Raw genomic sequence first — 26,638 nt, forward strand, 5'->3', positions numbered from 1 at the left:
AATTTCTTATCTCCTTACCATAATTTATTGATGTAACCTTTTGAATGAAGATATTTTCTATAATTTATCATTGCAGTATAAGTTGCAAGGATATATATTTTCTTTGTGGTTGAATCTTTAATTTTATTTGTTAATTCTTCATAATCTTCTTTTAAAACAAATTTATCAATGCTCAGCCCTGCAACCTTCAGTCTTACAGCCATATCATACATTCTAAGCCCTGATACAAAAATATCTTTAATATTTAGAGCAGATATTTTTTCGAAATCTACATCCCATATCCAGGAAACATCACGACCGTCAGCATAATTATCATTTAACATGAATACCGCTGAAAATTCATCCTTGTTTAAAGCAAGAATATCTAAAGCTTGGTTATATCCAGCAGGATTTTTAACTAAGATAATCTGTACATCCTTATTTCCTAGAGTTATCTGCTCTTGTCTGCCGAAGCTTGAACTTTGGTTTTGAAGTGATGTTTTGATAACTGAATCAGATACACCAAGTTCTTTTGTAATTGCAAAAGCACACAAAGCATTATATATATTATAAGCCCCTGATTGACTTATAAAGACTTCACAATCATTAATCAAAACGGAAGAATTCTCAGGAGTTAAATCAAAGATTTTATTTACAGCATATTGAAGCTCTGCACGTTTATACCCACACTCTGGACAATAAAAGTCCCCTAAATGATTATAAGTAACTAAATTATAGGAATAAGGAGCTTTACAAAATTTACAGAACTTTGCATCAGCGTTTAAATCTAAAGACGTATTTTCCTTAATAGGAGTATTGAAACCATAATATACTATTGGATTTTTAACCTCTAATCTACCAAGCAAAGATTCATCTCCATTTAAAACAAGTTTTGCTGTTGGTACTTTTTCTATTCCCTCCATTATTTTAACCAAGGTAGTATAAACTTCGCCATATCTATCTAACTGATCTCTAAATAAGTTGGTTACAGTTATTATTTCAGGAGTTAGATGTTCTGTAATAAACTTAACATTGGCTTCATCTACTTCTATTACTGCGTACGGATTTTCCTTCTTTCTAAAAAAAGAGTAGTTTGAAACAAAACAAGCCACGATTCCAGGATACATATTAGCACCAGTATTATTAGTAATAACATTGAATTTGTTTTCCTTTAAGATGTTATAAATCATACTGGTTGTGGTTGTCTTTCCGTTAGTTCCAGTTACTAAGATGACTCTATATCCTTTACTGACCTTTTTTAATATTGACTTATCAATTTTTAATGCTATTTTACCAGGAAAATTACTTCCGCCTTTTACAACATGTTTCGCAAGAAATGCAGTAATTTTCGATAATAATATGCTTAAAATGGATTTAATATTAATTTTACTCACCGTCCAATTCTAGTTTTATAATAAGAATGATTAACACAATAAAGTAATGTTAATCATTTAGGCACATGAACTTTTTATTTTTTGATTGTGCCTTAAATAACACTAAACAATAAAATAATCAAAATAAGTATAGCACAAAAACTAATAACTACGAAAATATTTTTGGTAAGAAAATATACTTAAATTAATTAACAATAAAATAGAGAATTATATCTTAATAATTAAAAAAAATGTGAATTGAATTTTTGAGGATAAATAATCTTAAGAAAAAGTGAAGAATTCGCACTTTGTTGGGCATATACAATTGTTTTATTAAGGAATATACAATATAATTAAGTGAGACAAAGAATTTTACGAGGTGTTATTATGATCAAGGTAACAGTTAACATAAATGGTATCAATTATAATCTAAAAGGGGAAAAAGATGAAAAGTATTTGCTAGGGGTGGCAAATTTTGTAGATACAAGAATCAAAGAAATAATATCAAATAGAGCAGGCTTAAGTTCGACCGCGGCTGCAGTTTTGACTGCAGTAAATATAGCAGATGAACTTTATGAATGTGATTTGCAATTGGACAAGTATATAAAAGATAAAGAAGATATTATAGCAGAAAATGACGATCTAAAGAAAAAGTTGAGTGAGTTAAGCTTGAAATTAGAAAGTTCTGTTAAAGATACTGCAAGTATTAAAGCTGATTTTGAGGAAAAGGAAAAGGCGCTGCAGATAAAATATAAAGATGCAGATTCAGCTTTCAATTCATTGAATAATACAATAAACGATCTTAAAGCTCAAAATCAAAAGTTAATTGCAGAATATAAATCAATAGCAGATGAACTTAATAAAAAGAAAAACATTAATCAGGCATTAAGTAAAGAAGTAAGTGAAATTAAAGAAAAAAATAAAAGCCTTTATAAAAAAATTGATGAAGTTAAAAGTAATGAACAAAAATTGAATAGGGAAGTACAGGTATCTGCTGAAAGAGTAAAAACTTTAATAAGCGAAATGGCAGAAATTAATAAGGAAAAAGAGACAATAAATAATGAATTAAGCGAAATTAATACTAAGAATTTAGAATTGCATAAAAAATATGAATTATGTAAGGAAAATGAACAAAAACTAAATGAAGAGTGCATTAGCTACAATAAACAGATTGAAGAGTATAAAATAAAATTAGAAGAACAAGTAAGTTTTAGGAATGAAATCACTTTAAAGTTTGAGGAAGAGAAAGAGGAGCTCAATAGGCAGTTAACTGATTTAAATGAAGCATCAAACAATAAAATTGCAGAATGCGATGAACAATTAAATAAGTTGACTAGAGAGAATGAAACTTTGTCAAATCAAATTAATACAATGAATGAGGAAAAAGTTGATTTAGAAACTGAAATTTCTAAATTAAAAGGTGATCAAGAAATATTAAATAATGAGATTAATAATTTAAGAGATGCTAATGATACGTTATCACAAGAAATAGAAAAAGGCGATAGAACAAAGGAAGTTTTACAGGAAGAATTAGAACTCACAAGAAGTAGTAATGAAAAATTAAAATTTGAAATTAATGAAGCTAAGGCAGAATGTGAAAAGAAAATTAATTCGAAGGTTGAAGAAATAGAAGAATTGAGCAAAGAATTGGAAAATATGGACCGTGAATTAAGAAGAGTCAAAGAAGAACTTGGTAGTAAAGAAAGGGCAGTGGAAAGATTAGAAAAAGAACTAGAAAATAAAGAAAGTATCTTTCTAAAACTAAAAAAAGAAATAGAGGCTAAAGAAAATGACTTGTATTCAAGTCAAGGATCTATAGAGGATTTAAAAGAAGAAATTTCAGAATTAGTAAAAGAAAGAGATGAACTAACTAATATAAACAACACACTTAATCAAGAAGCTAAAAGTTTTCAACATAGGGTTTTTGAATTACAGGCTAAAGTTATAGATGCAGAAATAGAAGTAGCAAAAGTTAAAAAAGAGCAGGTAGGACCTATTGTTAAAAAGAGAAGGTAAGGCATTATGAAAGAAAATAGGTGGCGGATTTACTTGTTATTTTTTTGATTATGCCTAAGTAAAAGGAGAGACATGAATAAAATTGAGTTATTATCTCCAGCAGGAAGCATGGAGAGTTTAATTGCAGCAATAAATAATGGAGCGGATGCAATATATCTTGGAGGCAGTAAGTTTTCAGCAAGAGCTTACGCCTCAAATTTTGATAATGAAACTATGATGAAGGCATTAGATTATGCTCATAGTTATAATGTAAAGGTGTATGTTACAATTAATACACTTTTAAAACAAACTGAATTAAAAGAAGCGTTAAAATATGTAGGATATCTCTATGAAATTGGAGTAGATGCATTAATAATTCAAGATGTAGGCTTAATAAGTCTTATTAAGGATGTATACCCAGATTTTGAATTACATGCATCAACTCAAATGACAATTCATAATGCAGAAGGAGCTTTATATTTTAAAGAAAAGGGCTTAGAAAGAATAGTTTTATCAAGAGAGCTTTCATTAGAGGAAATAAAGTATATTTCAAAAGACTTGGGCATAGAAACTGAAATATTTGTACATGGAGCTTTATGCGTATGTTATTCAGGACAATGTTTAATGAGTTCTATGATTGGTGGGAGAAGCGGAAATAGAGGAAGATGTGCACAGCCTTGCAGAATGCAATATACTTTAAAAGGTGAAACTTTAGGTGAGAGAAAAGGATATCTTTTAAGTCCTAAGGATACATGCTTAATTGAAGATATAGATGCAATAATAAAGAGTGGAACAGCATCATTAAAGGTTGAAGGAAGAATGAAAAAACCCGAGTATGTTGCAGGTGTTACACGAAATTATAGAAAATCAATTGATAAAGTATTAAAAAATACAAAGTTTGATCTTCAAAAAGGAAGAAGAGAACTGGCAAAATTATTTAATAGGGAAGGCTTCGCTAAAGCATATTTATATAAAAATACAGGAAAAGATATGATGAGTTATAATTATCCTAAAAATACAGGAGTATTTATAGGGCAAATTATGAATGATGGAGAAATCATATTAGAAGAAGATGTGTTTTTAGGAGATGGAATAAGATTTGCAGCTGATGATGGATTTACTTTAAGTAAAATCTTAAAGAATAATAACGAAGTTAAAGAAGCACACAGGGGAGAGAAGGTTAAATTATTTCCAACTGGAGGCTATAAAAAAAGCTACAAGCTGTATAAAATGTCAGATAAAAAGTTATATGATGAATTAAAAGAAGATTTAAAGCAGTATAAGAGAAAAATGAATTTAGTAGGGGAAGTTGAGTTTAAGGTTAATTCACCACTTTGCATTAAAACTAAGTTGAATGGAAAAGAACATAAGGTTTATGGTGAAATAGTTGAAGCTGCTCAAAATAAGCCATTAACAAGAGATAGAGTTGAAGAAGCCTTAAGTAAGTCAGGAGAAATTCCTTACAAATTTGATGAAATAATTTTTGATGAGTTCGACGAAGGATTTATAAGGATAGCAGCTATAAATAATTTAAGAAGAGAGCTATTTGAAAAGATATTAAAGGAAGAAGTAAGCTCATATAGAAGAAAAAGAGTTCTAGAGACTCCAAAAGCAAAAAATAAAAAATGTGATGAAGATTTAGGATATATTTACAGCTGCATTACAAAGGGTCAATTGAAGGCATTGGTAGAAAATCCTGAAATTCAGAATATTGCATTAGATATATTTTTCAGTAAGTTAAAAGATTCTTTGAATAAAGGAGATTTGAAGAATTTATATGAACAAGGCTTAAAGGATAAAAATATATATCTAAAGGTGCCTAATATAATTAAAGGTGAATTTAATTACGTGGTTAATGTCATAGAAGAATTAATGCCTTATATAAAAGGAATAATAACATCAAATGCTGGCATAATAAAAATTTATAAAGATAAATTGTTCATAATAGGTGATTATAAACTAAATATCTTTAATAAAGAAGGTGCGGAATTCTATGCAGAAGATGTTGATATTCCATGCTTAAGTTTAGAGTTAAATAGAAAAGAAATAAAGGAATTAACTAAAAGTGTTAATTGTAAAGTCGGAATTAATATTTATGGTAAAACTGAACTAATGATTAGCGAATATTGTCCTATTGGAAGTACTTTTGGCAATAAATCATCAAAGAAGGAATGCAATAAAGCATGTATGAAGGATACCTTTAAATTAAAAGACAGGATGAATGAAAGTTTCAGTGTATTATGTGATAATAGCTGCAGAAGTTATATTTTAAATTCGTTATCTACAAACCTAATTGATGAAATAGAAGAACTTAAGTCATTTAATATAAAAAATTTTAGAGTAGATTTTAAGGATGAAACTTACGAAGAAGTTGTCAATGTATTAGAACAAATTTCTAATAAAAAGAAGAATGAAGATAATAAATATACAAAAGGCCACTATAAACGAGGCGTTGAATAACTGTGCACAGCTAACTGAGCTAAGGGGTGTGATTAAATGAATGAAAGATCTCTAAGAATATTAGAGTTTAATAAAATAAAAGAGAAAATCAAAAAGTACGCAAGAACAAATGCGGGAAAAGAGCTTATTAATAAGCTTGAACCATATAATAATTTATATGAAATAAATAATAAATTAGAGGAAACTAATGAAGCGCTTGAGATTTTAATTACAAAGGGGAATTTACCACTTGAAGGACTTAGCGATACTCATGAGGGTATTGAAAGAGCTAAAAAAGGTGGTACGTTAAGTCCGGAGCAATTGTTAAGAGTTGGTGGAATGCTTAGAGCTTCTAGAACTACGAAGGAATTTTTTAAAAGAGAAGAAGTAGAAAAAGCATACCCAAGACTTGAAGATTTAGCATTTATATTAGTTCCAATAAAAACATTAGAAGCCGAAATAGAAAGAGCCATAGTTTCAGAGGATGAAATTAGTGATAAAGCTAGTCAAACTCTATATAATATAAGAAGGACTCTTAAGGAAAAAAATTCTTCAGTTAGAGAAAAAATAAGTTCTATAGTGAAGAGTAATTCAAAGTACCTGCAGGATGATTTGTATACCATGAGGGGAGACAGATATGTGCTTCCAGTAAAATCAGAATATAAGAGTCAGGTACCAGGACTTGTACATGATCAAAGCTCAACTGGTGCAACTTTTTTTATTGAGCCTATGAGCTTAGTTAATTTAAATAATGAAATAAGAGAATTAGTTCTTAAGGAGAAGGCTGAAATAGAAAGGATTCTTTCAGAGCTTTCCCAAAAGGTTAAGATGAATGCAGAACAATGCTTAAGCAATTTAAAGGTACTAGTTGAATTAGATTTTATATTTGCAAAAGCAAAATATGCTTCAGCCTTAAATGCAATAAAGCCAATAGTTAATGAAGATGGAACCTTCAGCATTTTGTCGGGAAGACATCCCTTGATTGAAGGTGATAAGGTTGTGCCTTCTGATGTTTATTTAGGAAAAGAATTTCAAACCTTAATGATAACAGGGCCAAATACCGGAGGTAAAACCGTTACTATAAAAACTGTTGGATTACTTCATATTATGGGTCTAAGTGGTCTTTTAATACCAGCTAGAGATAACTCTTCTATTGCCTTATTTAATGAAATTTTTGCTGATATAGGTGATGAACAAAGCATAGAGCAAAGTTTGTCTACATTCTCATCTCATATGACTAATATAGTAAATATTATGAAGCATGTGGATGATAAGTCTTTGGCATTATTTGATGAACTTGGAGCAGGTACAGATCCAGCAGAAGGCGCAGCGCTTGCTGTTTCAATATTGGAAACTCTAAGAAGCAGAGGAGCAAAGCTAATTGCAACTACTCATTATAGCGAACTTAAAGCTTATGCATTAAAGACTGACGGAGTTGAGAATGCTTCAGTTGAATTTGATATAGAAACTTTAAGACCAACCTATAGATTATTAATTGGAGTTCCAGGAAAATCTAATGCTTTTGAAATATCCAAGAGATTAGGGCTTGTAGAAGGTGTAATAAAAAGAGCAAAAGAATATATGTCAGAAGAAAATCTTCAATTTGAGAATTTAATTAGAGAGCTTCAAGAAAAGAGTATAATAGCTAAACAGGAAGCAAGAGAAGCTAGAATGCTTAAAGAACAGGCGGAAGAACTTAAGAAAAAATATGAGGAAAAGCTTGAAAAATTAGATAATACTAGAGAAAAGGCATATATGGATGCTAGACGTGAAGCAAAAGAGATAATATCAAATGCGAAAGATGAAGCAGATGAAATTCTAAAAGCTATGAGAGAACTTGAAAAACTAGGAATATCAAGTGGAGGAAGGCAAAGGCTTGAAGAAGAACGTAAAAAGCTTAAAGATAGTTTAGAAGCAAAAGAAAAAGGAATTCATAATATGAAGGAAAATGAAGGCGAAGCTATAACTAAGGTTAGCCTTGGAATGGAGGCTTTTCTTCCATCATTAAATCAACAAGTAATAGTTACATCTCTTCCAGATAATAAAGGTGAAGTTCAAGTTGAAGCTGGAATCATGAAAATTAATGTTAAATTAAGTGATTTAAGAAAGACAAAAGTTACTAAAGAAGAAAAAGTAAGAAAGAAACGAGAAGTGAAGCTTAATTTAAGCAGTGTAGAATCAAGAGTGGATTTAAGAGGTATGGATGCTGAAGAGGCATGCTATAAAGCAGATAAATATTTAGATGATGCTTATAGAGCAAATTTGGGAGAAGTAACAATAGTTCATGGTAAAGGTACAGGAGTACTTAGAAAAGCTATAAATGATATGCTGAAGAGACACCCACATGTAAAATCATATAGACTAGGTGTTTATGGTGAAGGTGGAGATGGTGTTACTATGGTAGAATTAAAAGCCTAAGTATAAGCTTTAGAAGTTTAGTATTTAAGCTGCTATGAATATAGGATAAAATAACAGGTCAAAAATGCTATATATAACTGACTTGTTATTTTTTTTAATATACCGTAATATGTATTTAATAAGGTTATAAAATTTCGTTTAATGAAAAGATATAAAATGAAGTCGTAAATGTTAATCATTTACTAATTGTTGACTGAAATTGAGGTGATGCAATGTACATAATAAGTGCATGTTTATGTGGAGTTAATTGTAAATATAACGGAAAAAATAACTTGAATGAGAGATGCATGAAGTTATTTAAAGAAGGAAAAGCAGTTTTGATGTGTCCAGAGCAGCTAGGAGGATTATCAACTCCAAGAAATCCAGTTGAACTAAATAATGAGGCAAGTGAAGTGATAAATGGAAATGGAAAAGCACTGAGTAATAAAGGTGAAGATGTTACTAAACAATTTATAAATGGGGCATATGAGACCTTAAGAATAGCCAAAGAGCTTGGAGCTACTAAAGCAGTGTTAAAGGAGGGAAGTCCTTCATGTGGCTCTAATTATATATATGATGGCACATTTATAGGAAATAAAATTAAAGGTAAAGGGATAACGACGCAACTTCTGGAGAATGAGGGGATAACTGTATTTTCAGATGAAGATTTAGAGATAAACAATAGCAAATTAGTTTATCTTAATGAATTTGATAGAGAAAAGGCCAAAAAGAGAAGACTTTTTGAAATGGGAGAGGAAGAAGAGGAAGAAGAAGAGTATTTTGATCTGACGGAGAATTTAGCAGATATGTCAGAATTACCTCCAAGCGTTGAAGAAAATGTGAAAAAGCTTATGATTTCTTTAGCACGTGACTTGATGGGATTTGAAGAAATAGATGAAATTGCTGAAGCAACAGGTTTAAGTATCGAGGAAGTAGAAGAAATATTAAATAAGGAATAATTTAATATTTATAGCTATATTAAATTAGATACATAGTTACTAAATAATAGTAACATGTATCTAATTTTTTGTGGCGATAGTTATTTATTAGAAACTATATTATGAAACTCCAGTGTATATACCATACCTCCCATGACATCATAGTACTGTCCCAGCTTTACTACATACATGGTGTTATTCATTTTTATTTTAGAAGGAATTCCATATTCAATGATATCTAAAGAAAGATTATTTCTCTTGCAATAATTTTCAATTTCACCTATAAATCTACCTTCTGATTGAGGTTTTTCAGGCAAATCTTCAATTAGTACTCTTGAATGGTGTTTTATACCAGAATTTAATTCGGTTGCGATTCTCTTTAAATATATATAGTTTAGAAACCATATTAAGAGTAAGATAATTACATTGACCGTAATGATATCACGAATGAACTTAGGAATTAAGAAGGCACAGAACATAATAATTGCAGTAAAAATAAATATCCAATAAATAGCTGCAGCTCCTGAAAAAATATGATATCCATCTTTTATGAGAGTATTTCTATATACAATCCATCGGATGAATATACCTATTAAGCAATAACACAAAATTATTGGAATAAGAAAAGTACCAATTGATTTTAAATGCTGAATATCTCGTTGGATTAGCAAATTAATAACAGTGCTTAGAAATAGTATTACAGCTAGGAAAAGACCTTTTGATATAATTTCAACTCTATCTTCCTTCATCATTAATTTTTACCTCCAATCTTTGATCTAAGGAGTCTTAGATATTTTCGGGAAATATATGTCTCCTCGCCATTATAAAATACTGCTTTCATTAACCCGTTTGCCAGGGGACTGTAATGATCTACTTGTTTAAGATTCATTATGGCTGATTTTGAAATACGAACAAATTGTTCAGGAAGTATTTCTTCAAATTCATAAAGTCTTTTTTTTGCGTTATATATTTTGTTACCAGTGTGCACAAAGGATTTCTCTTGAATGGTTTCAATAAATAAAATGTGTTCGCAAGAAATAGAATATTTTTCTTCGCCTAAAAAGCAAGGAAGTATTATGGATTTATAGGTTTCTTTTTCAATAATCTCCTGCAATTTTATGATTTCAGGATGGCTTTTATAAATTTGAAGCACCGCACATTCTTCTTCTGGAGAATTTACATATTGTATTTTTACCTTCATGAATTATCATCCTCCTTTTCTATATAATACCTATTTTTTTATAGAATATCTATATTTGACAGGTTAGTGGTTGCAAATATTGGGTAAGTGGCAAATATATAAAGGAAGTGTAATCGATAGTTGATGAAGAGAAAAAAATGTAGATGATTTTGTACTTGCGCAAATTCCCCCATAGGAGATTAATAGAGCAGGATAAAATAGTATCCTGCTCCGTTTGGTATTTAGATAAGTTATTCATTTAATAAATCAGAAAATTGCTTTTTTGACCACTTTTCAATCATCTTTAAAGCGGGGACCAATTCTTTTCCTTTTTCAGTTAATAAATATTCAACCTTTGGAGGTACTTCTGCATATACATGTTTAGTTATTATATCATCCATTTCAAGCTGTTTTAATGATTCACTTAATACTTTTTGGCTTACACCGAAAGTAATTCGCTGCAGCTCTAAAAATCTTTTTGGACCATCAGATAAGTGACATAATATTACGGCCTTCCACTTACCTCTTATAATTTCAAAGCCTAAATCCAAGGCACAAATATACGACTTACCATTATGTTCTATCAAAATATCATCACCTACATTACATATATTTTACTGATAATTATATTATAAAAAAGGAAAATTTGAAATAGAGTTGTAGCAGTAATGCAAGAAAGCAAGTTTAGGATTTAACTAAAAGTAGTCTATGATCGTAATTCCTACTTTAAAGTAAGTTATCTAACTTTAAAGTGCCTACTTGTTACAAGATTAATAGGTGAATATACTGTATTTAGTGCAATGCTAGAAAAGCATGTGTGTATATAACAAATTAAGTATAAAATAAGAGGATAGGTGATATAAATGAAGGTAGTTGCATTTAATGGAAGTCCTAAAAAAGAAGGAAATACATTTCATGGAATACAAATAGTTGCAGAGGAATTAAAGAAGGAAGGTATAGAAGTTGAAGTTATCCATGTGGGTAATAAAGTTATAAGAGGATGCCTTGCTTGTAATGGCTGTGTAAAAAATCAAAATGAGAGATGCGTCATTGATGATGAAGTAAATGAATGGATTCAAAAAATGAAAGAAGCAGATGGAATAATATTAGGTTCACCAGTTCACTATTCAGCAATAGGAGGAACAATGAAAGCATTTTTAGATAGAGCTTTCTATGTTACGAGTGTAAATAACGGTATGCTAAGACATAAGGTTGGGGCATCTGTTGTTGCTGTAAGACGTGCTGGCGGCGTGCCAACTTTTGAACAATTGAATAATTATATTAATTATTCAGAAATGCTTATGCCAACATCAAACTACTGGAATGTAATAAATGGAGCAGCACCAGGAGAAGTAAAAGATGATACAGAAGGAAATCAAATCATGAGGGTACTTGGCAAAAATATGGCTTGGCTTATGAAACTTGTTGAGTTTGGTAAAGGAAAAGTTAAAGAACCTGAAATGGAAGAGAAAATATTTATGAATTTCATTCGTTAAATGTAAGGGGAAATATTAATTTTTAAAAGACATTATATCTTAACTATTGAGGATATAATGTCTTTTTTTATGGAATGTTTTTTGGAGAATGTTGAAAATGTTGTTGGAAAAAGTATATCTAACTAGGCTATAATATAGTTATAATTTAAGTTAAGGCATAATATTACTGATTTCCACTTACCTCTTATAATTTCAAAGCCTAAATCCAAGGGACAAATATACGATTTGCCATTATGTTCTATCAAAATATCATCACCTACATTACATATATTGTAATGTAGGTGATGATATTATAAAAAGGAGAAATTTGAAATAGAGTTGTAGCAGTAATGCAAGAAAGCAAGTTTAGGATTTAACTAAAAGTAGTCTATGATCGTAATTCCTACTTTAAAGTAAGTTATCTAACTTTAAAGTGCCTACTTGTTGCAAGTTTAGGAGGTGAATATACTATACTTAGTGCTATATATTAAAAGCATGCGATATATAATAGATTAAACTATAAGATATAAGGATAGGTGATATAAATGAAGGTAGTTGCATTTAATGGAAGTCCTAAAAAAGAGGGGAATACATTTCATGGAATACAAATAGTTGCAGAGGAATTAAAAAAGGAAGGCATAGAAGTTGAAGTTATCCATGTGGGTAATAAAGTTATAAGAGGATGTCTTGCTTGTAATGGCTGTGCGAGAAATCAAAATGAAAGATGTGTCATTGATGATGAAGTAAATGAATGGATTCAGAAAATGAAGAAGCAGACGGAATAATACTAGGTTCACCAGTTCACTATTCAGCAATAGGAGGAACAATGAAGTCATTTTTAGACAGAGCCTTTTACGTTACAAGTGTAAATAAGGGGATGTTAAGACATAAAGTTGGTGCTGCAGTAGTTGCTGTAAGACGTGCTGGTGGCGTGCCAACCTTTGAGCAATTGAATAATTATATTAATTGTTCAGAAATGCTTATGCCAACTTCAAACTACTGGAATGTAATAAATGGAACAGCGCCAGGAGAAGTGAAAGATGATACAGAAGGAAATCAAATCATGAGAGTACTTGGCAAAAATATGGCCTGGCTTATGAAACTTGTTGAGTTTGGTAAAGGAAAAGTTAAAGAACCTGAAATTGAAGAGAAAATATTTATGAATTTCATTCGTTAAATGTAAGGGGAAACATTAATTTTTAAAAGACATTATATCTTAACTATTAAGGATATAATGTCTTTTTTTATGGAATGTTTTTTGGAGAATGTTGAAAATGTTGTTGGAAAAAGTATATCTAACTAGGCTATAATATGATTATAATTTAAGTTAAGGCATAATTAAAAAATAACAAGTTCATCTAATTTCTTTCCTAATTAAAAATATTCATTTCAATTTTAGAATTGTTATTTGTTTAAATTTGCCTCAATAGGAGGATGTTTAATTTTGAGAATATTACATACAGGAGACTGGCACTTAGGTAAAAATTTAGAAGGACAAAGCCGCATGGATGAGCAGGAAGAATTTCTAAAGGATTTCGTAAATATTGTTGAAGAAAATAATATAGATTTAGTTATGATAGCTGGTGATGTTTATGATAATCCAAATCCGCCAGCCAGAGCAGAAAAAATGTTTTATGATACCTTGAAGAGAATATCAAAAAATGGGGAAAGACTTACCTTAGTTATATCAGGAAATCATGACAATCCGGATAGATTAGTTGCAGCAGGGCCTTTAGCTAGAGAACATGGGATTATTATGGTCGGAACTCCTAAAACTATAGTTCCTTGTGGAGAATATGGGAAACATAAGGTTTTAGATTCAGGAGAAGGTTTTGTTGAAATTGAAATAAATAATGAAAAGGCAGTCATTCTAACAATGCCTTATCCAAGTGAAAAAAGATTAAATGAAGTTATCTACAATGGAATGGATGACGAAGAAGAGAAAGCTAAATCCTATAGTGAGAAAATATTTTCTTTATTTGATTCTCTAAGAAGCCATTATAGAGAGGATACCATTAACTTAGTAATATCTCATCTATTTGCTATGGGAAGTGAAGAAGGCGGATCAGAACGAAGTATTCAATTAGGGGGGGCCTATATTGTTGATGGCAGCTGTTTCCCAAAAGAAGCTCAATATGTTGCACTCGGACATGTTCATAAGCCTCAAATAGTTCCGGGAACTGAAAAGAAAGCAAGGTATTGTGGGTCTCCTATTCATTATAATAAAAAAGAAGTAAGCTTTGACAAAAAATGCTTTATAGTAGATGTTAAGGCAAAAGAAGAATGCACAATTGAAGAAGTAAACTTAAAAATATATAAACCAATTGAAATTTGGAAATGTTCTAGTATTGAAGATGCAATTTTAAAGTGCGAGGAAAATAAGGAGAAAGATTGCTGGGTATACATGGAGATAGCAACAGATAGATACATAAGAGAAGATGAAATAAAACAAATGAAGGATTTGAAAAAAGATATTTTAGAGATAATGCCGAAGGTTAAAGGTATAGATGAAGATACTGCATTAAATATAAGTGAAAAATCTTTTGAAGAAATATTTGTTGATTTTTACACGAAAGAAAGAGGAGTGCCACCAGAAGATGAAGTGATGGAATTACTTTTATCTATTATAAATGAAGAAGGGGAAGAAAATGAGGCCAATTAAATTAAGAATTAAAGGATTAAATAGTTTTATTGATGAGCAGACAATAGATTTTGATAGATTAACAGATAGAGGATTTTTTGGGATTTTTGGACCGACTGGAAGTGGAAAATCAACTATATTGGATGGTATAACTTTGGCTTTATATGGAAATGTGGCTAGGAAGAGCTCTAATTATATAAATACTAATTGTGATAAGTTAAATGTAAACTTTGAATTTCAGATATCTGGAGCGGAAATTAAAAGATATGTTATAGATAGAGAATTTAAAAGAAAAAAAGATGGAGGCATAAACTCTGGAAAATGTAAAATAGTAGATATAACCAATATAGAAGAGGAAGAAGTTTTAGCAGATGGAGTTAAGACAATAAATAAAAAGGTTGAGGAGATTATAGGACTTAACTTAGAGGATTTTTCTAGAACTGTTGTGCTGCCACAAGGAAAGTTCAGTGAATTTTTAAAGCTGGAAGGTAAAGATAGGCGTGACATGCTTGAAAGATTATTTAACCTAGAGCAATTCGGGGATAATTTATCTAGAAAGCTTAGCTTAAAAATAAATAAAGAGAGAACTGAAAACAGTGTTTTGCTTGGCCAATTAAGCGGATATGATGATATAAGCGAAGATATATTAAAAGAAAAAAAGAATATATTAGAAGAACTAAAGAAAGACTTAGAAATATTAAAGGAAGAATTAAAAGTAATTGAGAAAAATTATAAAGAAAATGAAGAAATATGGAAGCTGCAATTAGATTTAGAGGAATATAAAAATAAAGAAAAAGTATTAAAAGAGCAAGAAGAAAAAATAAATAAGTATATAGAAATAATAAAACTTGGAGAAGCGGGTGCAAAGGTTATACCGTATATTAATGCTTTTGAGAATACTATAAAAGAATTTAAAATAAATGAAATTGAATTAGATAGATTAAAAGCTACAATTGAGAAGATTAAAGAAGAAAAAGAGAGTATAGAAAAACTATGGAATGAAGCAAAAGTTAATAAAGATAAAAAGCTTCCTCAATTAATGATACAAGAACAAAAGGTAAAGGATGCAATTGAAGAAAAAAAATTAGTAGACGAAATACAAAAAAAGATAGATATATTGAAATTACAGATAAGTGAAGCTGAGGTTGTAAGCAAAAGAGATAAAGAAGAACTCATTAAGGTTGATGAGGAAATTAAGGATAAAAATAAAATTGTAAAAGAGCATGACAAAAAGTATGAGAAATTAAAAATAGATGAGCAGCTTAAAGAAAAAGTTCAAGAAGGCATTCTTTTAGAAGAAAAGTTAAATAGCTTGAAGTCATCTATAACTAAAGATAATGATAAGAAAAATTTTTTGGAAAAAGAGAATGATAAGACTATATCTGATGGCAAAAGTTTAAGGAATATCATAGAAAAAAGCGTTAAAGCTTTAGAGGAGAAAGAGAAACATTACGAAGAACTGCTTAAAAATTCTCCAGGAGAATCAAAAGACTTAGTCAATTTAAAGCAACTGATGATTGAAAATGAGCAGAAGTGGAAAAGTCATAATAAATTAATAAAAGAAATAGAATTTGCTGAAGAAGAAATAAAAAAATTAAATACTGAAGTAATAACTAAAAAAGAAGATGAGCAGAGACATGAAGAAGAGCTTGAAAAGATTAAACTTAAGCAAAAAGAAATGGAAAGAGAGAACTTAGCTAATATTCTAAGAAGCGGGCTTAAAGAAGGGGAAGTATGCCCGGTTTGTGGTTCGACTCATCACAATAAAGAAGATATAGTTAAAATAGAAGTTAAAAATATAGACGATATAGAAAAAGAGGTTCAACTTAAGGAAGCTGAAATAAAAACTATTAATAATAGTATAATTGAGAAACAAACTAGGATAAATAATTTTAATGAGAAAATAAAGATTAATGAAGAAGAAATAAATAAACTTGGAATTAAATTTAAGGAAAAGTCTTTAGAAGAATTGCAAGATGAATTTAAGAATTTAGAAAAAGCTTTAGAAGACTATACTAAGGATAAAGAAACATTAGATAAAGATATTAACAAATTAAAAAATGATATAAATATTAAAAATGGTGAAATAAATGAACTTAGAGCTGTAGTTAGAACTAATAAAAGGCAATTAGATGATTTAGAGAAAAATCTTAAAGAAAATACAGAACAATTAAATGATATAGAAAGCAAAATAAATACATTAAGAGCTGAGACTTCAGTCATTGATTTTATTGAAAAGAGTAAAGAAATAAGAGAGATTGAAAAAGAAAGAGAAAAGATAGCTAAGATAATCAAAAGTAACAGAGAATTATTAGAAGTGCTAGATAAAAATAGAGAAAAATTAAATAATGAATTAACAATGACAAAAGAAAAATTAACTAAAGATAATGCTGAGCTTAAGAGCCATGAAGAAAACAAAGAAGAAAAGCTTCATATGATAAAAAGTAAAGTAAATAATGAAGAAGATTTACCATTATTGCTTAGTACAGTCAAAAATAATATACAAAATATTAATAAAGAATTTGAGAAGGCTGAAAGTAGTAAAAATGCAATTGAAAAAGAGTTTTTAGATAACAATGAAAAATTTATAGCTACAGTTAGTAAGAACAAAGAACTTAGTAAGAGAAAAAATGAAGAAGAGTCTCGGTTGGAAGTTGCAATTGATAGTGAAGGCTTCAATTCCTTAGATGATGTTAAGAAGAATCTAATTAAAAAAGAAGAGATTAATGAATACAAGCTGAAAGTAGATAATTACAAGGATAGTGCATTAAAAGTAAAAGGCGCAATTGAAAGTTTACTTAATAAAATTTCTGGTAAAGAGTTAAGTGAAGAAGAATATTCAAAAGTAAAATTGTTACAAAATCAAAAAGAAGTAGAAGTTAATGAGGCAAATGAGCATAAGATTAAACTTGAAGAAGAATTGAAAAGTATAAAAACTAAACTAGATGAACAAAAGGAACTTTTGGAAAAGAAGAGTAAATTGGAACATAAATTAGCTTTGCTTAATGATTTAGATAAATTATTTAAAGGAAAAAAATTTGTAGAGTTTGTGGCAATAAATAGATTAAAATATATTTCTATTGAGGCTTCTAGAAGATTAAAGGAAATAACTCATGGAAACTATGGATTAGAAGTTGATGAAAATAGCAGATTTATAATTAGGGATTATAAAAATGGTGGAGCTAGAAGGGATGCAACAACTTTATCCGGAGGGGAAACCTTCTTGGCATCTTTATCATTAGCCTTGGCCTTATCAGCTCAGATTCAGCTAAAGGGAACAGCACCACTAGAATTATTTTTCCTTGATGAAGGCTTTGGAACATTAGATGATGAGCTTCTTGAAGTTGTAATGAGTTCTTTAGAAAGAATTCATAATGAAAAACTAAAGGTTGGTATTATAAGTCATGTTGAGGCTATAAAAAATAGAGTCCCTGTAAAACTTATGATTACACCGGCAGAATGCGGAATGGGAGGAAGCAAGGTAAGAATCGAGAGAAGTTAGGATTACAAGAATTATATATCAAGCTTTTAATTAAAGGTAAAAGGTACTCGTTTTATTGAGTACCTTTTATTTAAGTCTTGTTTATAAGCTAAAAAGTTTCTTTATTTCTTCATACTTTTCATGAGTAAGCAGGGCATCTTTTTCTGTATTTTTAAGTTTAACTACGTAGGTCCATCTTCCATAAGGATAAATTTTTGTTATTAAGGACAGATTTATAATATAGGATTTATGGCTTCTAAAGAATTGAGAATTATCTAATTTTTCCTCTATATCTGACAAAGAAATAGAGGTGGTAAAGCTATCTGTCTTAGTATAAATAACAGTGGAGTTTTCTTCTCGCTGCACTAGTACAATTTCCTTTGTGTCAACAAAGCTTATGCCTTCTTTGTTCTTTATCATAAGTTTGTCCAAGCCTTTTTCATGTTTGATTATTTTATCTATACCATCTCCATAAACAGGTTTATTTAGCTTTTTTATTCTGTCTAAGGTCTGTAGTACCCTTTCTATTTTGAAAGGTTTGATTAAATAATCAAAGGCATATAATTGAAATGCATCAGGCATATATTCCTGGTGGGCAGTTGCAAAGATAATTATTACTTTTGGATTTATATCGGTTAAAATTTTAGCACAATCTATGCCGCTGAACCCAGGCATTTCTATATCAAGAAACACAACCTCTGGGCGCTGTTCTTTAAATAAGCTTATAGCATCTTCTCCACTATCTGTATCACAGACAACTTCAAAACCACCAGATTTGTCTAATATTTTTTTTATTATAGTTCTCATTCCCTTTTCATCATCAACTATAAGGACTTTTATATTCATAAGAAATTCTCCTAATTTTAAAATCTTCTTTTCCTTCGAGTTTTGCTTCTTGGTTTTCCAACTATTTCTGAAAGTATAATAGCTTGCTTAAGCCTTGCGGATGTAAGTTCTTGTGCAATAGAGTCTATTACACCTTGTGGATTTGAAGAAGCAATTTGCTTCTTGTAAGCTAAGGTATCTTGGTCATAGGGTCTATCAGAATAATCATTTTTTACAGGCTCATTCTCATTATATTTAATACTATTGTCAGCATTTACATTAGTATTATCTTTATTCCGCATTGTATCATTTGTACCGAGTTTATCGAAATACTCTAAAGTCTCATTAAATTTATCTGAGATAATTGTAGGATCTTTTAGAATACTTATGGCAGATCTCAATATTGAAATAGTATCATTATACTTCATATATTTCATTCTCCTAAGAGTTTATTTTTTATCTTTATTTTCTGCGTCGTTTGTGGTCAAAGCTTGATTTTTATTTCCTGCTTTAGAAATAGAGCTCCTCATACTTGTATCAGCAATTACGTTTTGCATATCATAATAATCCATTATTCCAAGCTTACCTTCTCTAAGTGCATAAGCCATTGCTTTTGGTACTTCTGCTTCAGACTCTACAACAGCAGCTCTCATTTCTTGTTCTTTAGCTACTGCCATTGCCCTTCTTTCTTCGGCTTTAGCCTGTGCGATGTTTTTATCAGCTTCTGCCTGTAGTGTTTGAAGATGAGCGCCTATATTTCTTCCTACATCCACGTCAGCTATATCTATAGATAGAATTTCAAAAGCTGAACCTGCATCTAATCCTTTATCTAATACGGTTTTTGAAATAGCATCTGGATTTTCGAGTACTGTCTTATGAGTAGTAGAAGAACCAACTGTAGTTACTATACCTTCACCAACTCTGGCTAAGATAGTTGCTTCTCCAGCACCTCCAACAAGTCTTTCAAGATTAGCTCTAACTGTAACTCTAGCTTTAACTAGAAGTTCTATACCATCCTTTGCAACTGCTGAAACATTTGGAGTTTCAATCACTTTGGGATTAACACTCATTTTAACTGCTTCTAAAACGTCTCTCCCGGCTAAATCAATAGCAGCGGCCTTTTCAAAATGCAAGTCTATGTCAGCTCTATGAGCTGCAATTAGTGCATTTACTACATTATCTACATTACCACCAGCTAAATAATGGGCTTCTAATTGATTAACACTGAGTCCCATGCCGGCTTTTGTTGATTTGATAAGTGGAATTACTATCTTCGAAGGCACAACTCTCCTAAGTCTCATACCGATTAAATTAAATATACTCACCTGAACATTAGCGGCTAAAGATGATATCCATAATCCTATTGGAACAAAAGTAATAAACACAGCAATTAAACATACTACTGCTATAGCAGTTATAACTAAATTAATAACCATTAATAATCTCTCCTTTAAAAACTAATCATTTATTTTTTTTACTAATAATTTTACTCCACTTACTTTAAATATTTTAATTTTAGAGCCAGTAGAAATATATTCTCCATCAGAAATCACATCGAATTTAACACCGTCTATATCTACAGAACCTGATGGTCTTAGGTCAGTAACTGCAATTCCTCTTTTATCGAGCAGATAATCTAAATCTGAGGAACTAATATATCCATGTTCTCTTTTTTGTTCTTCTGACAGAACTAATGGTTTAAAGAGTTTCCCTTTTGCGAAGAATGTTAAAACTATGCCTAGCATAACTCCGAGAATTGCTAAGATAGCTAATGACATAATTAGTGCTTGAGCAAAATTTTGAGCTGTTAGTACTACGGCTAGTATTAGAAATATAGCTCCAGCAATTCCAGGGACTCCAATGCCTGGAATATGCATCTCTAAAAATACTAGACCAAAGCCTATAATTAGAAGAACTACCGTAAGGACTGTTATATCTGGTAAAAATACACTCATATTTTTCACCCCCCTTAATTCAGTTAACAGTTGACAATTTACACTTTAACTTGTCAGTTGAAATTTATCACTAATTTAAGCCTTCTTCTTTTAATCAATAAAGAACTTTATTTACAAGTAATAAATCAAGTTTTTGATTTGTTTATCTATATGTATATAGTAATCCAGATAATTGTGATTAGTAATATAAAACTTATGAATTATACATTTTTGAGATTCAGATGTCATTTAAGGCACATGAAAAATTAGAAATCTTAGGGCATAAATTACTCTGAGAATATGTATAATCATTGTGCTTTAGGTAAAATTATTTCAAAGAAAGTCCGTTCTTCAGTCGATGTGACAGATATTGTACCAGAAAAGTTCGTAACAATTTCGTTTACAATAGCAAGCCCCATACCATCACCTTTACTGCCTTTGGTAGTAAAACCTTCTTCAAATATTTTATCTATAATTTCTGTAGGTATATTATCTCCATTATTTGATATATTAAGCTTTATACTTTGTAAATCTTCTGATAATTCGATAAGCATATATCTATTATCGGGTTTTAACTTCAACGCAAATATAGCATTATCTATTATATTACCCATGATCCTGCAAAACTCCCATGGTTCCATATTAAGATGTTTTAAATCACTTTTTATTTCTAGTTCTATATCTATTTTGTTTTTTTCTGCCATTTGTAATTTGGCTTGAAGAAGTGCATTTACAGCAGGCTTGGAAGTCTTTAGAGCTTTACTGACCCTTACTATATCTTTATAGACAGGCTCTATATATTTTCTAGCTTCGTCAAATTCTTCAAGTTCCATCAATGAGTAAATAACTTGAATGTGATTTAGATAATCATGTCTTTGAGTTCTCAAAGTCTTATTGAATGCTTCAAGATAATTTATGGTATCGATTAAATTACTGCTTCCCTTTTTAAAGAGAAGATTATAGAATATAATACCTGTAATAATGCTATTAATACCTATACTGATAGCTATGACATTAATAATAAAATTTCCTTCTATCATATAAGGATTTCTATATTTATAATAGATAAATAATGTTATAAATATTACTTGTATCAAGTTAAGAAATATAGATAATAATACTATTTTAGATATATTTTTTACTTGCTTTTTAACTGTCATGTATTTTCTCCTCGTATAAATAATATCAAGTATATTTTACCATATTTTTCTTAAATTAATCTTGAATTATCTTTTTTATTAAATTGAAATTTTGGTCCTAAAATATTTTATAAAAATGAGGAAATATATAACGTTTACAGATAAATGTGGTATAATAAATATATAATCAATTATATATTTAAAGGGGGAATAAATATGCTTTGGGTTAGTATTTTTATTTGTGCTATATTAATTGGTTGTAATGCTTTTTACAATACTGATGAAACTCCAAAAAGGTATAAAGAAGGCGAGCAAAAGACAGAAAGAAAATAAATATGAAGTAGTTCTATAGAATATAAAGAAATGACTTATAATAAATTAAGATTAATTTTAGGCTATCCAATTATGTGGATAGCCATTTTTTTTAGTTAAAACATATAGTGCTATTTATATTAGATTTATAATTATGTGCGTGGAGTGGAAATTAAGTGTTATAATATAATAGAAATTCCATAAAAGGAAAAATTCAATATATTAGAGGCGATAAAAATTGTTTAATTGTAAATCTAGCTTGATTTTATCTTTTCACAATTCTCCAGATAAAGTCAATATTAGAAGAACTCTTAGACCTAGTAAATGTGATAGGCCTGTTTACTTTATTCCAACGTGAATACCATTTAAAACTATATAAAAAATAATTATTAAAATTAAAGAAATAATTTTTAGGAGGATATTCACAATGGCAGAATTAAAATTAATTAAAAGAATAAAGAAAACTAACGGAGCTAAAAAGGAAAGAAGAGAAGGCAAGATTCCAGGAGTAATTTATGGAAAAGAAATAGGAAACGAAATTTTTGAAGTAGATGAATCAGCATTGTTAAAAGAAATTTCCACTCATGGAGAACACGGAGTAATAAAGTTTGACCTTGAAGGAAATAAGGGAACAGCTGTAATTAAAGAAGTTCAAAAGAACTCATTTGGAAATAAAGCCATTCATGTAGATTTTGAAGAAATAGCAGCTAATACTAAAATGCAGACTGAAGTATTAATAAAAATTGTTGGTAAAGGACTTTTGGAAAGCAGAAGTTTGATTTTGCAAACTCAAAGAGATTTAGTTAAGGTATCTTGCAAAGCAAAGGATTTACCAAAGGACGTTGAATTAGATGTTTCTAATGGGCAAGCAGGAACAGTTTATACATTTAAAAATCTACAATTTGCAAAGAGTATTGAAATTGTAGATGATTTAGCAACTGTTATAGGTTCGATAAGTCAAGAAGAAAAAAGAGAACCAGAAGTAGAAGAATAGAATAATATGATATTTTAAAATGTTATAAAAATCATTTCTTAAATATTTGGAAAATATTTAAGAAATGATTTTTCTTATTTATAGGGATAAATTATTCCATAATGATAAATAATTTATTTAGTAACAGTAATGCATAGATTGTAAATCTAATTATCAGTGAAGAGTGATACTATAGCTGTGTACTGAAAAATTAAGAGAAAATTACTAAAATATATAAAATAGTTTTTATATATGGATAAATAATGTATAATGGATAAGAGAAAAAACCATGGAGAGGGGATTGTAAAATGAACTACAAAGAAAAATATAATGCATGGATTAATTCTGACCTTATTAATGAAGAAACAAAAAATGAATTAAGAAGTATATCTGATGAAAAAGATATTGAAGATAGATTTTACCAAGATTTAGATTTTGGTACTGGTGGACTCAGAGGTATAATAGGAGCTGGAAGCAATAGAATGAATATATACACTGTTGCTAAAGCTACACAAGGCTTTGCTAATTATTTAAATGATAGTTTTAAGGATCCTTCTGTTGCAATTGCATATGATTCAAGAAACATGTCAAAAGAATTTGCAAAAGCTGCCGCACTTACATTATGTGCAAATAATGTTAAAGTATATTTATATGAAAATTTAAGACCAACACCAGTATTATCTTTTGCAGTTAGAGAATTGAAATGCAAGGGTGGTATTGTAATAACTGCATCTCATAATCCTAAAATATATAATGGTTACAAAGTGTACGATGAGTTCGGTGGACAAGTAACGGATGAAAAAGCAAAGAAAATAATTAATTGTGTTAATTCAGTGGATGACTTCTCAAAAATAAAGAATATTGATGAGAATATTGCTTTAGAAAAAGGAGTACTAAATTATATTGGAGAAGAAGTAGATAAAGTATATTATGAAAAAGTTAAAGGCTTAACCATAAGAACAGATTTAGTTAAAGATAAAGCAAGTAATTTAAAGGTTATATATACTCCAATTCATGGTTCTGGAAATGTGCCAGTAAGAAGCGTATTAAATCAGTTAGGTTATAGTAATGTTAAAGTTGTTAAGGAGCAAGAGGCTCCAGATGGAAACTTTCCAACAGCATCATATCCTAATCCAGAGAATCCAGACGTATTTGAATTAGCTTTAAAAATGGCTGAGACAGAAAATCCAGATATAATATTTGGAACTGATCCAGATTGTGATAGAATTGGTCTTGTCGTTAAGAACAGTACTGGAGAATATAAAGTGTTAACAGGTAATCAAACAGGGTTACTTTTAACTCATTATATGTTAAGCTCATTAAAAGAAACTAATAAGTTACCACAAAATGGTGTCGTAATAAAAACAATTGTAACAACAGAAGGTGCTAGAAAGATAGCAGAAGATTTTGATGTTGAACTTATGGATGTGTTAACAGGGTTTAAATATATTGGAGAGAAAATAAGAGAATTTGAAGATGCAGGAGACAAAACTTATTTGTTTGGATTTGAAGAAAGTTATGGATATCTTGCAGGAGATTTCGTACGTGATAAGGATGCAGTAATAGCAGCTATGCTAGTATGTGAAATGTGCCTTTATTATAAAGAACAAGGAAAGAGCCTTTATGATGCATTAATAGACTTATATGAAAAATATGGATATTTCAAAGAAACTCTTATATCTTTAGAATTAAAAGGAAAAGAAGGACAGGAGAAAATAGCCAGCTGTATAGAAGCCTTAAGAAATGAACCAATAAGTAATGTTGACGATGTTAAAATCGTTAAGAGGTTAGATTACAAATTAAGTATTGAGGAAGATATTATAAATAAGGCTAAAGCATCTATTGACTTACCTAAGTCTAATGTATTAAAGTACATTTTAGAGGATAGTTCATATTTTGTAGTAAGACCATCAGGAACAGAGCCAAAGATGAAAATTTATTTAGCAGTAAAGAGCAGCAGTTTAGAAAATGCTGAAAAAGATATTGCGAAATTTAAAGAAAAAGTAATGGAAATAATTAATGGAAAGTTAAACTAAATTTCCATAGAAAGCATATGAGAGAAAATAGATTAAGGTGCTAGTTAATTATTTTTGAATATGCGTAAATTGCTATCATCCTTATCGATGATAGCAATTTCTTTAGGCACAATCAAATAAATAACAAGTCCATTTGCCAGCCTATTTTCCATCATAGCAGAAGCTCGACTCGCATATGCTCGCTGAGTAAGCGATTCACACAAAATCATAGATTTTGGTTCTCTGCTCATCGGCAAATTGACCTAATAGACACACTATGAAGTCAATTTATCTCCTTGCCTGATGAAAAATATTCAAGGCAACCTTGGACCTGTTATTTACTTTCATGTGCCTTACAAAAGAAAATTTAACAAAATAATTGTTAACTGTTACTTGTTAACTGTTAACTGACCTAGAGAGGTGTAAAATGAGTAATTATAAGACAATGTATAAAGATAAGTTAAGTGAATTATTGTTTTTAGAAGTTAATAAGGAAGGATTTAAGAAAAGTCTTGGTATTCCAGATTATGTAGCGTTTGAAAATAATGATTTATATCTGCCTATAAGTTCAGAATATGTTGTAGCTAATGCTGAGAATCAAATGAAACTTAGTAATTTACCAATATATTATTTCGTTGAAGGAATTTTTATTGTCTTTGGTGCAGATAAGAATATTAGATATAACGAGGACTATGGGACAGTTCTATCATATGTTCCAGATTGCGAAGAATGTGTAAAGAGTCTTATAGCAGATAGGATAAAAAAAGATAGGCTTGAAGATGCTTATATTTTATTAAAGGGGCTTTATGTATATACCAGAGAAGAAGAAATACTTACAAAGCTATTAGCTGTAGGTGAAACTATAAGAGAAAAAGACTCAGGCTTTGAGGAAATATTACTTGAAGATATTGATGAATGTAAAGAAAAATTTGAAAAATCTCCAGAGCCATATCTTTATAATGCTTTAATACTTAAAGATAAAGGTGATTATAAGGGCTCAGAAGTGGAAATAAATGAGTATATAAACAAGGGAGGAAAGAAGACAGCTGAAATTCAACAAATTATAAGTGATATTAGTAATGTAAGTCACTTTGAAAAAGCTGTTGAGTATGTAAAAGATGATCCTAAGAAAGCCATTGAATTATTATTACCGTTAACCGAAGAATTTAAAGAAAATCCATTGATTTATTATTATTTAGGAGTTTCATATAGAAGAATTGAAAGTTATCACAAAGCTATACATTATTTAAGTGAAAGCTTATCACTTGAATCGGGAAGTCTTGAAGTAGTTAATGAACTTGGTATGAGTTATGCATGCATAGGAGAATATGAAGAGGCGATAAAATATTTTAGGAAAGCCTTTGATGCATCAAAAGAAGTTGAGATATGTACGAATATAGTAATGTGCTATATAAATTTAGGAGATACGGAGCAGGCAAAATTGAATCTTGATATTGCTAAGAAATTAGCACCAGAAGATGAAATAGTTATAGAAATAGATCAAATGCTAAATAGAAGTGTAAAATAAGTTTTAGGAGAAGA

The 26,638-nt window shown here is 29.7% G+C and carries 20 protein-coding genes and 1 pseudogene; 11 read left to right on the forward strand and 10 right to left on the reverse strand.

Annotated features, from left to right (window positions below; genetic code table 11):
• Positions 1–14 precede the first annotated feature (14 nt).
• Positions 15–1,373, reverse strand: coding sequence for a Mur ligase family protein (locus CDLVIII_RS07715; protein WP_009168881.1), 1,359 nt, complete (start codon positions 1,371–1,373; stop codon positions 15–17).
• A gap of 366 nt (positions 1,374–1,739) precedes the next feature.
• On the opposite strand from CDLVIII_RS07715, the gene zapA reads away from it, so the two are divergent.
• The 4 genes from zapA to CDLVIII_RS07735 all read left to right on the forward strand — a co-directional run bounded on the left by zapA (position 1,740) and on the right by CDLVIII_RS07735 (position 9,142).
• Entirely contained in the window at positions 1,740–3,368 is a 1,629-nt protein-coding gene (gene zapA, locus CDLVIII_RS07720) for a cell division protein ZapA (RefSeq protein ID WP_009168882.1), read from the forward strand.
• 72 nt (positions 3,369–3,440) lie between these two features.
• Entirely contained in the window at positions 3,441–5,807 is a 2,367-nt protein-coding gene (locus CDLVIII_RS07725) for a U32 family peptidase (RefSeq protein ID WP_009168883.1), read from the forward strand.
• Between the two features lie 36 nt (positions 5,808–5,843).
• Positions 5,844–8,204 (forward strand): endonuclease MutS2, encoded by a 2,361-nt coding sequence (locus tag CDLVIII_RS07730; RefSeq protein WP_009168884.1) that lies wholly within the window; start codon positions 5,844–5,846, stop codon positions 8,202–8,204.
• A gap of 212 nt (positions 8,205–8,416) precedes the next feature.
• A complete protein-coding gene (locus CDLVIII_RS07735) occupies positions 8,417–9,142 on the forward strand; it encodes a DUF523 domain-containing protein (RefSeq protein ID WP_009168885.1) in 726 nt (241 codons plus the stop codon).
• An 80-nt stretch (positions 9,143–9,222) separates the two neighbouring features.
• On the opposite strand, the gene CDLVIII_RS07740 is transcribed toward CDLVIII_RS07735, so the two are convergent.
• From CDLVIII_RS07740 to CDLVIII_RS07750, 3 genes are all read right to left on the reverse strand, one after another.
• A complete protein-coding gene (locus tag CDLVIII_RS07740) occupies positions 9,223–9,873 on the reverse strand; it encodes a DUF4318 domain-containing protein (protein WP_009168886.1) in 651 nt (216 codons plus the stop codon).
• A complete protein-coding gene (locus tag CDLVIII_RS07745) occupies positions 9,873–10,322 on the reverse strand; it encodes a LytTR family DNA-binding domain-containing protein (RefSeq protein WP_009168887.1) in 450 nt (149 codons plus the stop codon). The genes CDLVIII_RS07740 and CDLVIII_RS07745 overlap by 1 nt, the downstream gene beginning before the upstream one ends.
• A gap of 230 nt (positions 10,323–10,552) precedes the next feature.
• Positions 10,553–10,888, reverse strand: coding sequence for a helix-turn-helix domain-containing protein (locus tag CDLVIII_RS07750; RefSeq protein ID WP_009168888.1), 336 nt, complete (start codon positions 10,886–10,888; stop codon positions 10,553–10,555).
• A gap of 276 nt (positions 10,889–11,164) precedes the next feature.
• Between CDLVIII_RS07750 and CDLVIII_RS07755 the strand changes: the two genes are divergently transcribed.
• The 4 genes and pseudogenes from CDLVIII_RS07755 (at position 11,165) to CDLVIII_RS07770 (ending at position 17,919) form a co-directional block, all read left to right on the forward strand.
• Positions 11,165–11,797: a flavodoxin family protein gene (locus CDLVIII_RS07755; protein WP_009168889.1), complete on the forward strand. Its 633-nt coding sequence runs from the start codon at positions 11,165–11,167 to the stop codon at positions 11,795–11,797.
• 524 nt (positions 11,798–12,321) lie between these two features.
• Positions 12,322–12,953: pseudogene (locus CDLVIII_RS07760) on the forward strand (flavodoxin family protein).
• Between the two features lie 267 nt (positions 12,954–13,220).
• Positions 13,221–14,438, forward strand: coding sequence for an exonuclease SbcCD subunit D (locus tag CDLVIII_RS07765; RefSeq protein ID WP_009168891.1), 1,218 nt, complete (start codon positions 13,221–13,223; stop codon positions 14,436–14,438).
• Positions 14,425–17,919 (forward strand): AAA family ATPase, encoded by a 3,495-nt coding sequence (locus tag CDLVIII_RS07770; protein ID WP_009168892.1) that lies wholly within the window; start codon positions 14,425–14,427, stop codon positions 17,917–17,919. Before CDLVIII_RS07765 ends, CDLVIII_RS07770 begins: the two co-directional genes overlap by 14 nt.
• Positions 17,920–18,000: 81 nt before the next feature.
• Here the strand turns inward: CDLVIII_RS07770 and CDLVIII_RS07775 are convergent, their stop codons facing one another.
• From CDLVIII_RS07775 to CDLVIII_RS07795, 5 genes are all read right to left on the reverse strand, one after another.
• A complete protein-coding gene (locus tag CDLVIII_RS07775) occupies positions 18,001–18,744 on the reverse strand; it encodes a LytTR family DNA-binding domain-containing protein (protein WP_009168893.1) in 744 nt (247 codons plus the stop codon).
• Positions 18,745–18,761: 17 nt separating this feature from the next.
• Positions 18,762–19,151, reverse strand: coding sequence for a hypothetical protein (locus tag CDLVIII_RS07780; RefSeq protein ID WP_009168894.1), 390 nt, complete (start codon positions 19,149–19,151; stop codon positions 18,762–18,764).
• Between the two features lie 21 nt (positions 19,152–19,172).
• A complete protein-coding gene (floA, locus tag CDLVIII_RS07785; RefSeq protein WP_009168895.1) occupies positions 19,173–20,159 on the reverse strand; it encodes a flotillin-like protein FloA in 987 nt (328 codons plus the stop codon).
• A gap of 21 nt (positions 20,160–20,180) precedes the next feature.
• Positions 20,181–20,678: an NfeD family protein gene (locus CDLVIII_RS07790; protein ID WP_009168896.1), complete on the reverse strand. Its 498-nt coding sequence runs from the start codon at positions 20,676–20,678 to the stop codon at positions 20,181–20,183.
• Positions 20,679–20,965: 287 nt separating this feature from the next.
• Complete coding sequence (locus CDLVIII_RS07795) at positions 20,966–21,817, reverse strand: Spo0B domain-containing protein (protein WP_009168897.1); 852 nt, start codon at positions 21,815–21,817, stop codon at positions 20,966–20,968.
• Between the two features lie 718 nt (positions 21,818–22,535).
• Here CDLVIII_RS07795 and CDLVIII_RS07800 point away from each other — a divergent pair.
• Complete coding sequence (locus tag CDLVIII_RS07800) at positions 22,536–23,102, forward strand: 50S ribosomal protein L25 (RefSeq protein ID WP_009168899.1); 567 nt, start codon at positions 22,536–22,538, stop codon at positions 23,100–23,102.
• Positions 23,103–23,389: 287 nt separating this feature from the next.
• The gene (locus CDLVIII_RS07805) at positions 23,390–25,117 is read left to right on the forward strand and encodes a phospho-sugar mutase (protein WP_009168900.1); all 1,728 of its coding nucleotides are present in this window, start codon (positions 23,390–23,392) and stop codon (positions 25,115–25,117) included.
• A gap of 44 nt (positions 25,118–25,161) precedes the next feature.
• Here the strand turns inward: CDLVIII_RS07805 and CDLVIII_RS07810 are convergent, their stop codons facing one another.
• Positions 25,162–25,347, reverse strand: a complete 186-nt coding sequence (locus CDLVIII_RS07810; RefSeq protein ID WP_144005364.1) for a hypothetical protein — start codon at positions 25,345–25,347, stop codon at positions 25,162–25,164.
• 176 nt (positions 25,348–25,523) lie between these two features.
• Between CDLVIII_RS07810 and CDLVIII_RS07815 the strand changes: the two genes are divergently transcribed.
• Positions 25,524–26,624 (forward strand): tetratricopeptide repeat protein, encoded by a 1,101-nt coding sequence (locus CDLVIII_RS07815; RefSeq protein WP_009168901.1) that lies wholly within the window; start codon positions 25,524–25,526, stop codon positions 26,622–26,624.
• Positions 26,625–26,638: the final 14 nt, after the last annotated feature.

The organism is Clostridium sp. DL-VIII, from assembly GCF_000230835.1.
GTDB lineage: Bacteria > Bacillota > Clostridia > Clostridiales > Clostridiaceae > Clostridium.

Coding starts and splice junctions, on each gene's coding strand:
- zapA (WP_009168882.1), top strand. CDS start 1,740: ATGATCAAGGTAACAGTTAACATAAATGGTATCAATTATAATCTAAAA.
- CDLVIII_RS07725 (WP_009168883.1), top strand. CDS start 3,441: ATGAATAAAATTGAGTTATTATCTCCAGCAGGAAGCATGGAGAGTTTA.
- CDLVIII_RS07730 (WP_009168884.1), top strand. CDS start 5,844: ATGAATGAAAGATCTCTAAGAATATTAGAGTTTAATAAAATAAAAGAG.
- CDLVIII_RS07735 (WP_009168885.1), top strand. CDS start 8,417: ATGTACATAATAAGTGCATGTTTATGTGGAGTTAATTGTAAATATAAC.
- CDLVIII_RS07740 (WP_009168886.1), bottom strand. CDS start 9,873: ATGATGAAGGAAGATAGAGTTGAAATTATATCAAAAGGTCTTTTCCTA.
- CDLVIII_RS07745 (WP_009168887.1), bottom strand. CDS start 10,322: ATGAAGGTAAAAATACAATATGTAAATTCTCCAGAAGAAGAATGTGCG.
- CDLVIII_RS07755 (WP_009168889.1), top strand. CDS start 11,165: ATGAAGGTAGTTGCATTTAATGGAAGTCCTAAAAAAGAAGGAAATACA.
- CDLVIII_RS07770 (WP_009168892.1), top strand. CDS start 14,425: ATGAGGCCAATTAAATTAAGAATTAAAGGATTAAATAGTTTTATTGAT.
- CDLVIII_RS07775 (WP_009168893.1), bottom strand. CDS start 18,744: ATGAATATAAAAGTCCTTATAGTTGATGATGAAAAGGGAATGAGAACT.
- CDLVIII_RS07780 (WP_009168894.1), bottom strand. CDS start 19,151: ATGAAGTATAATGATACTATTTCAATATTGAGATCTGCCATAAGTATT.
- floA (WP_009168895.1), bottom strand. CDS start 20,159: ATGGTTATTAATTTAGTTATAACTGCTATAGCAGTAGTATGTTTAATT.
- CDLVIII_RS07790 (WP_009168896.1), bottom strand. CDS start 20,678: ATGAGTGTATTTTTACCAGATATAACAGTCCTTACGGTAGTTCTTCTA.
- CDLVIII_RS07795 (WP_009168897.1), bottom strand. CDS start 21,817: ATGACAGTTAAAAAGCAAGTAAAAAATATATCTAAAATAGTATTATTA.
- CDLVIII_RS07800 (WP_009168899.1), top strand. CDS start 22,536: ATGGCAGAATTAAAATTAATTAAAAGAATAAAGAAAACTAACGGAGCT.
- CDLVIII_RS07805 (WP_009168900.1), top strand. CDS start 23,390: ATGAACTACAAAGAAAAATATAATGCATGGATTAATTCTGACCTTATT.
- CDLVIII_RS07810 (WP_144005364.1), bottom strand. CDS start 25,347: ATGAGCAGAGAACCAAAATCTATGATTTTGTGTGAATCGCTTACTCAG.
- CDLVIII_RS07815 (WP_009168901.1), top strand. CDS start 25,524: ATGAGTAATTATAAGACAATGTATAAAGATAAGTTAAGTGAATTATTG.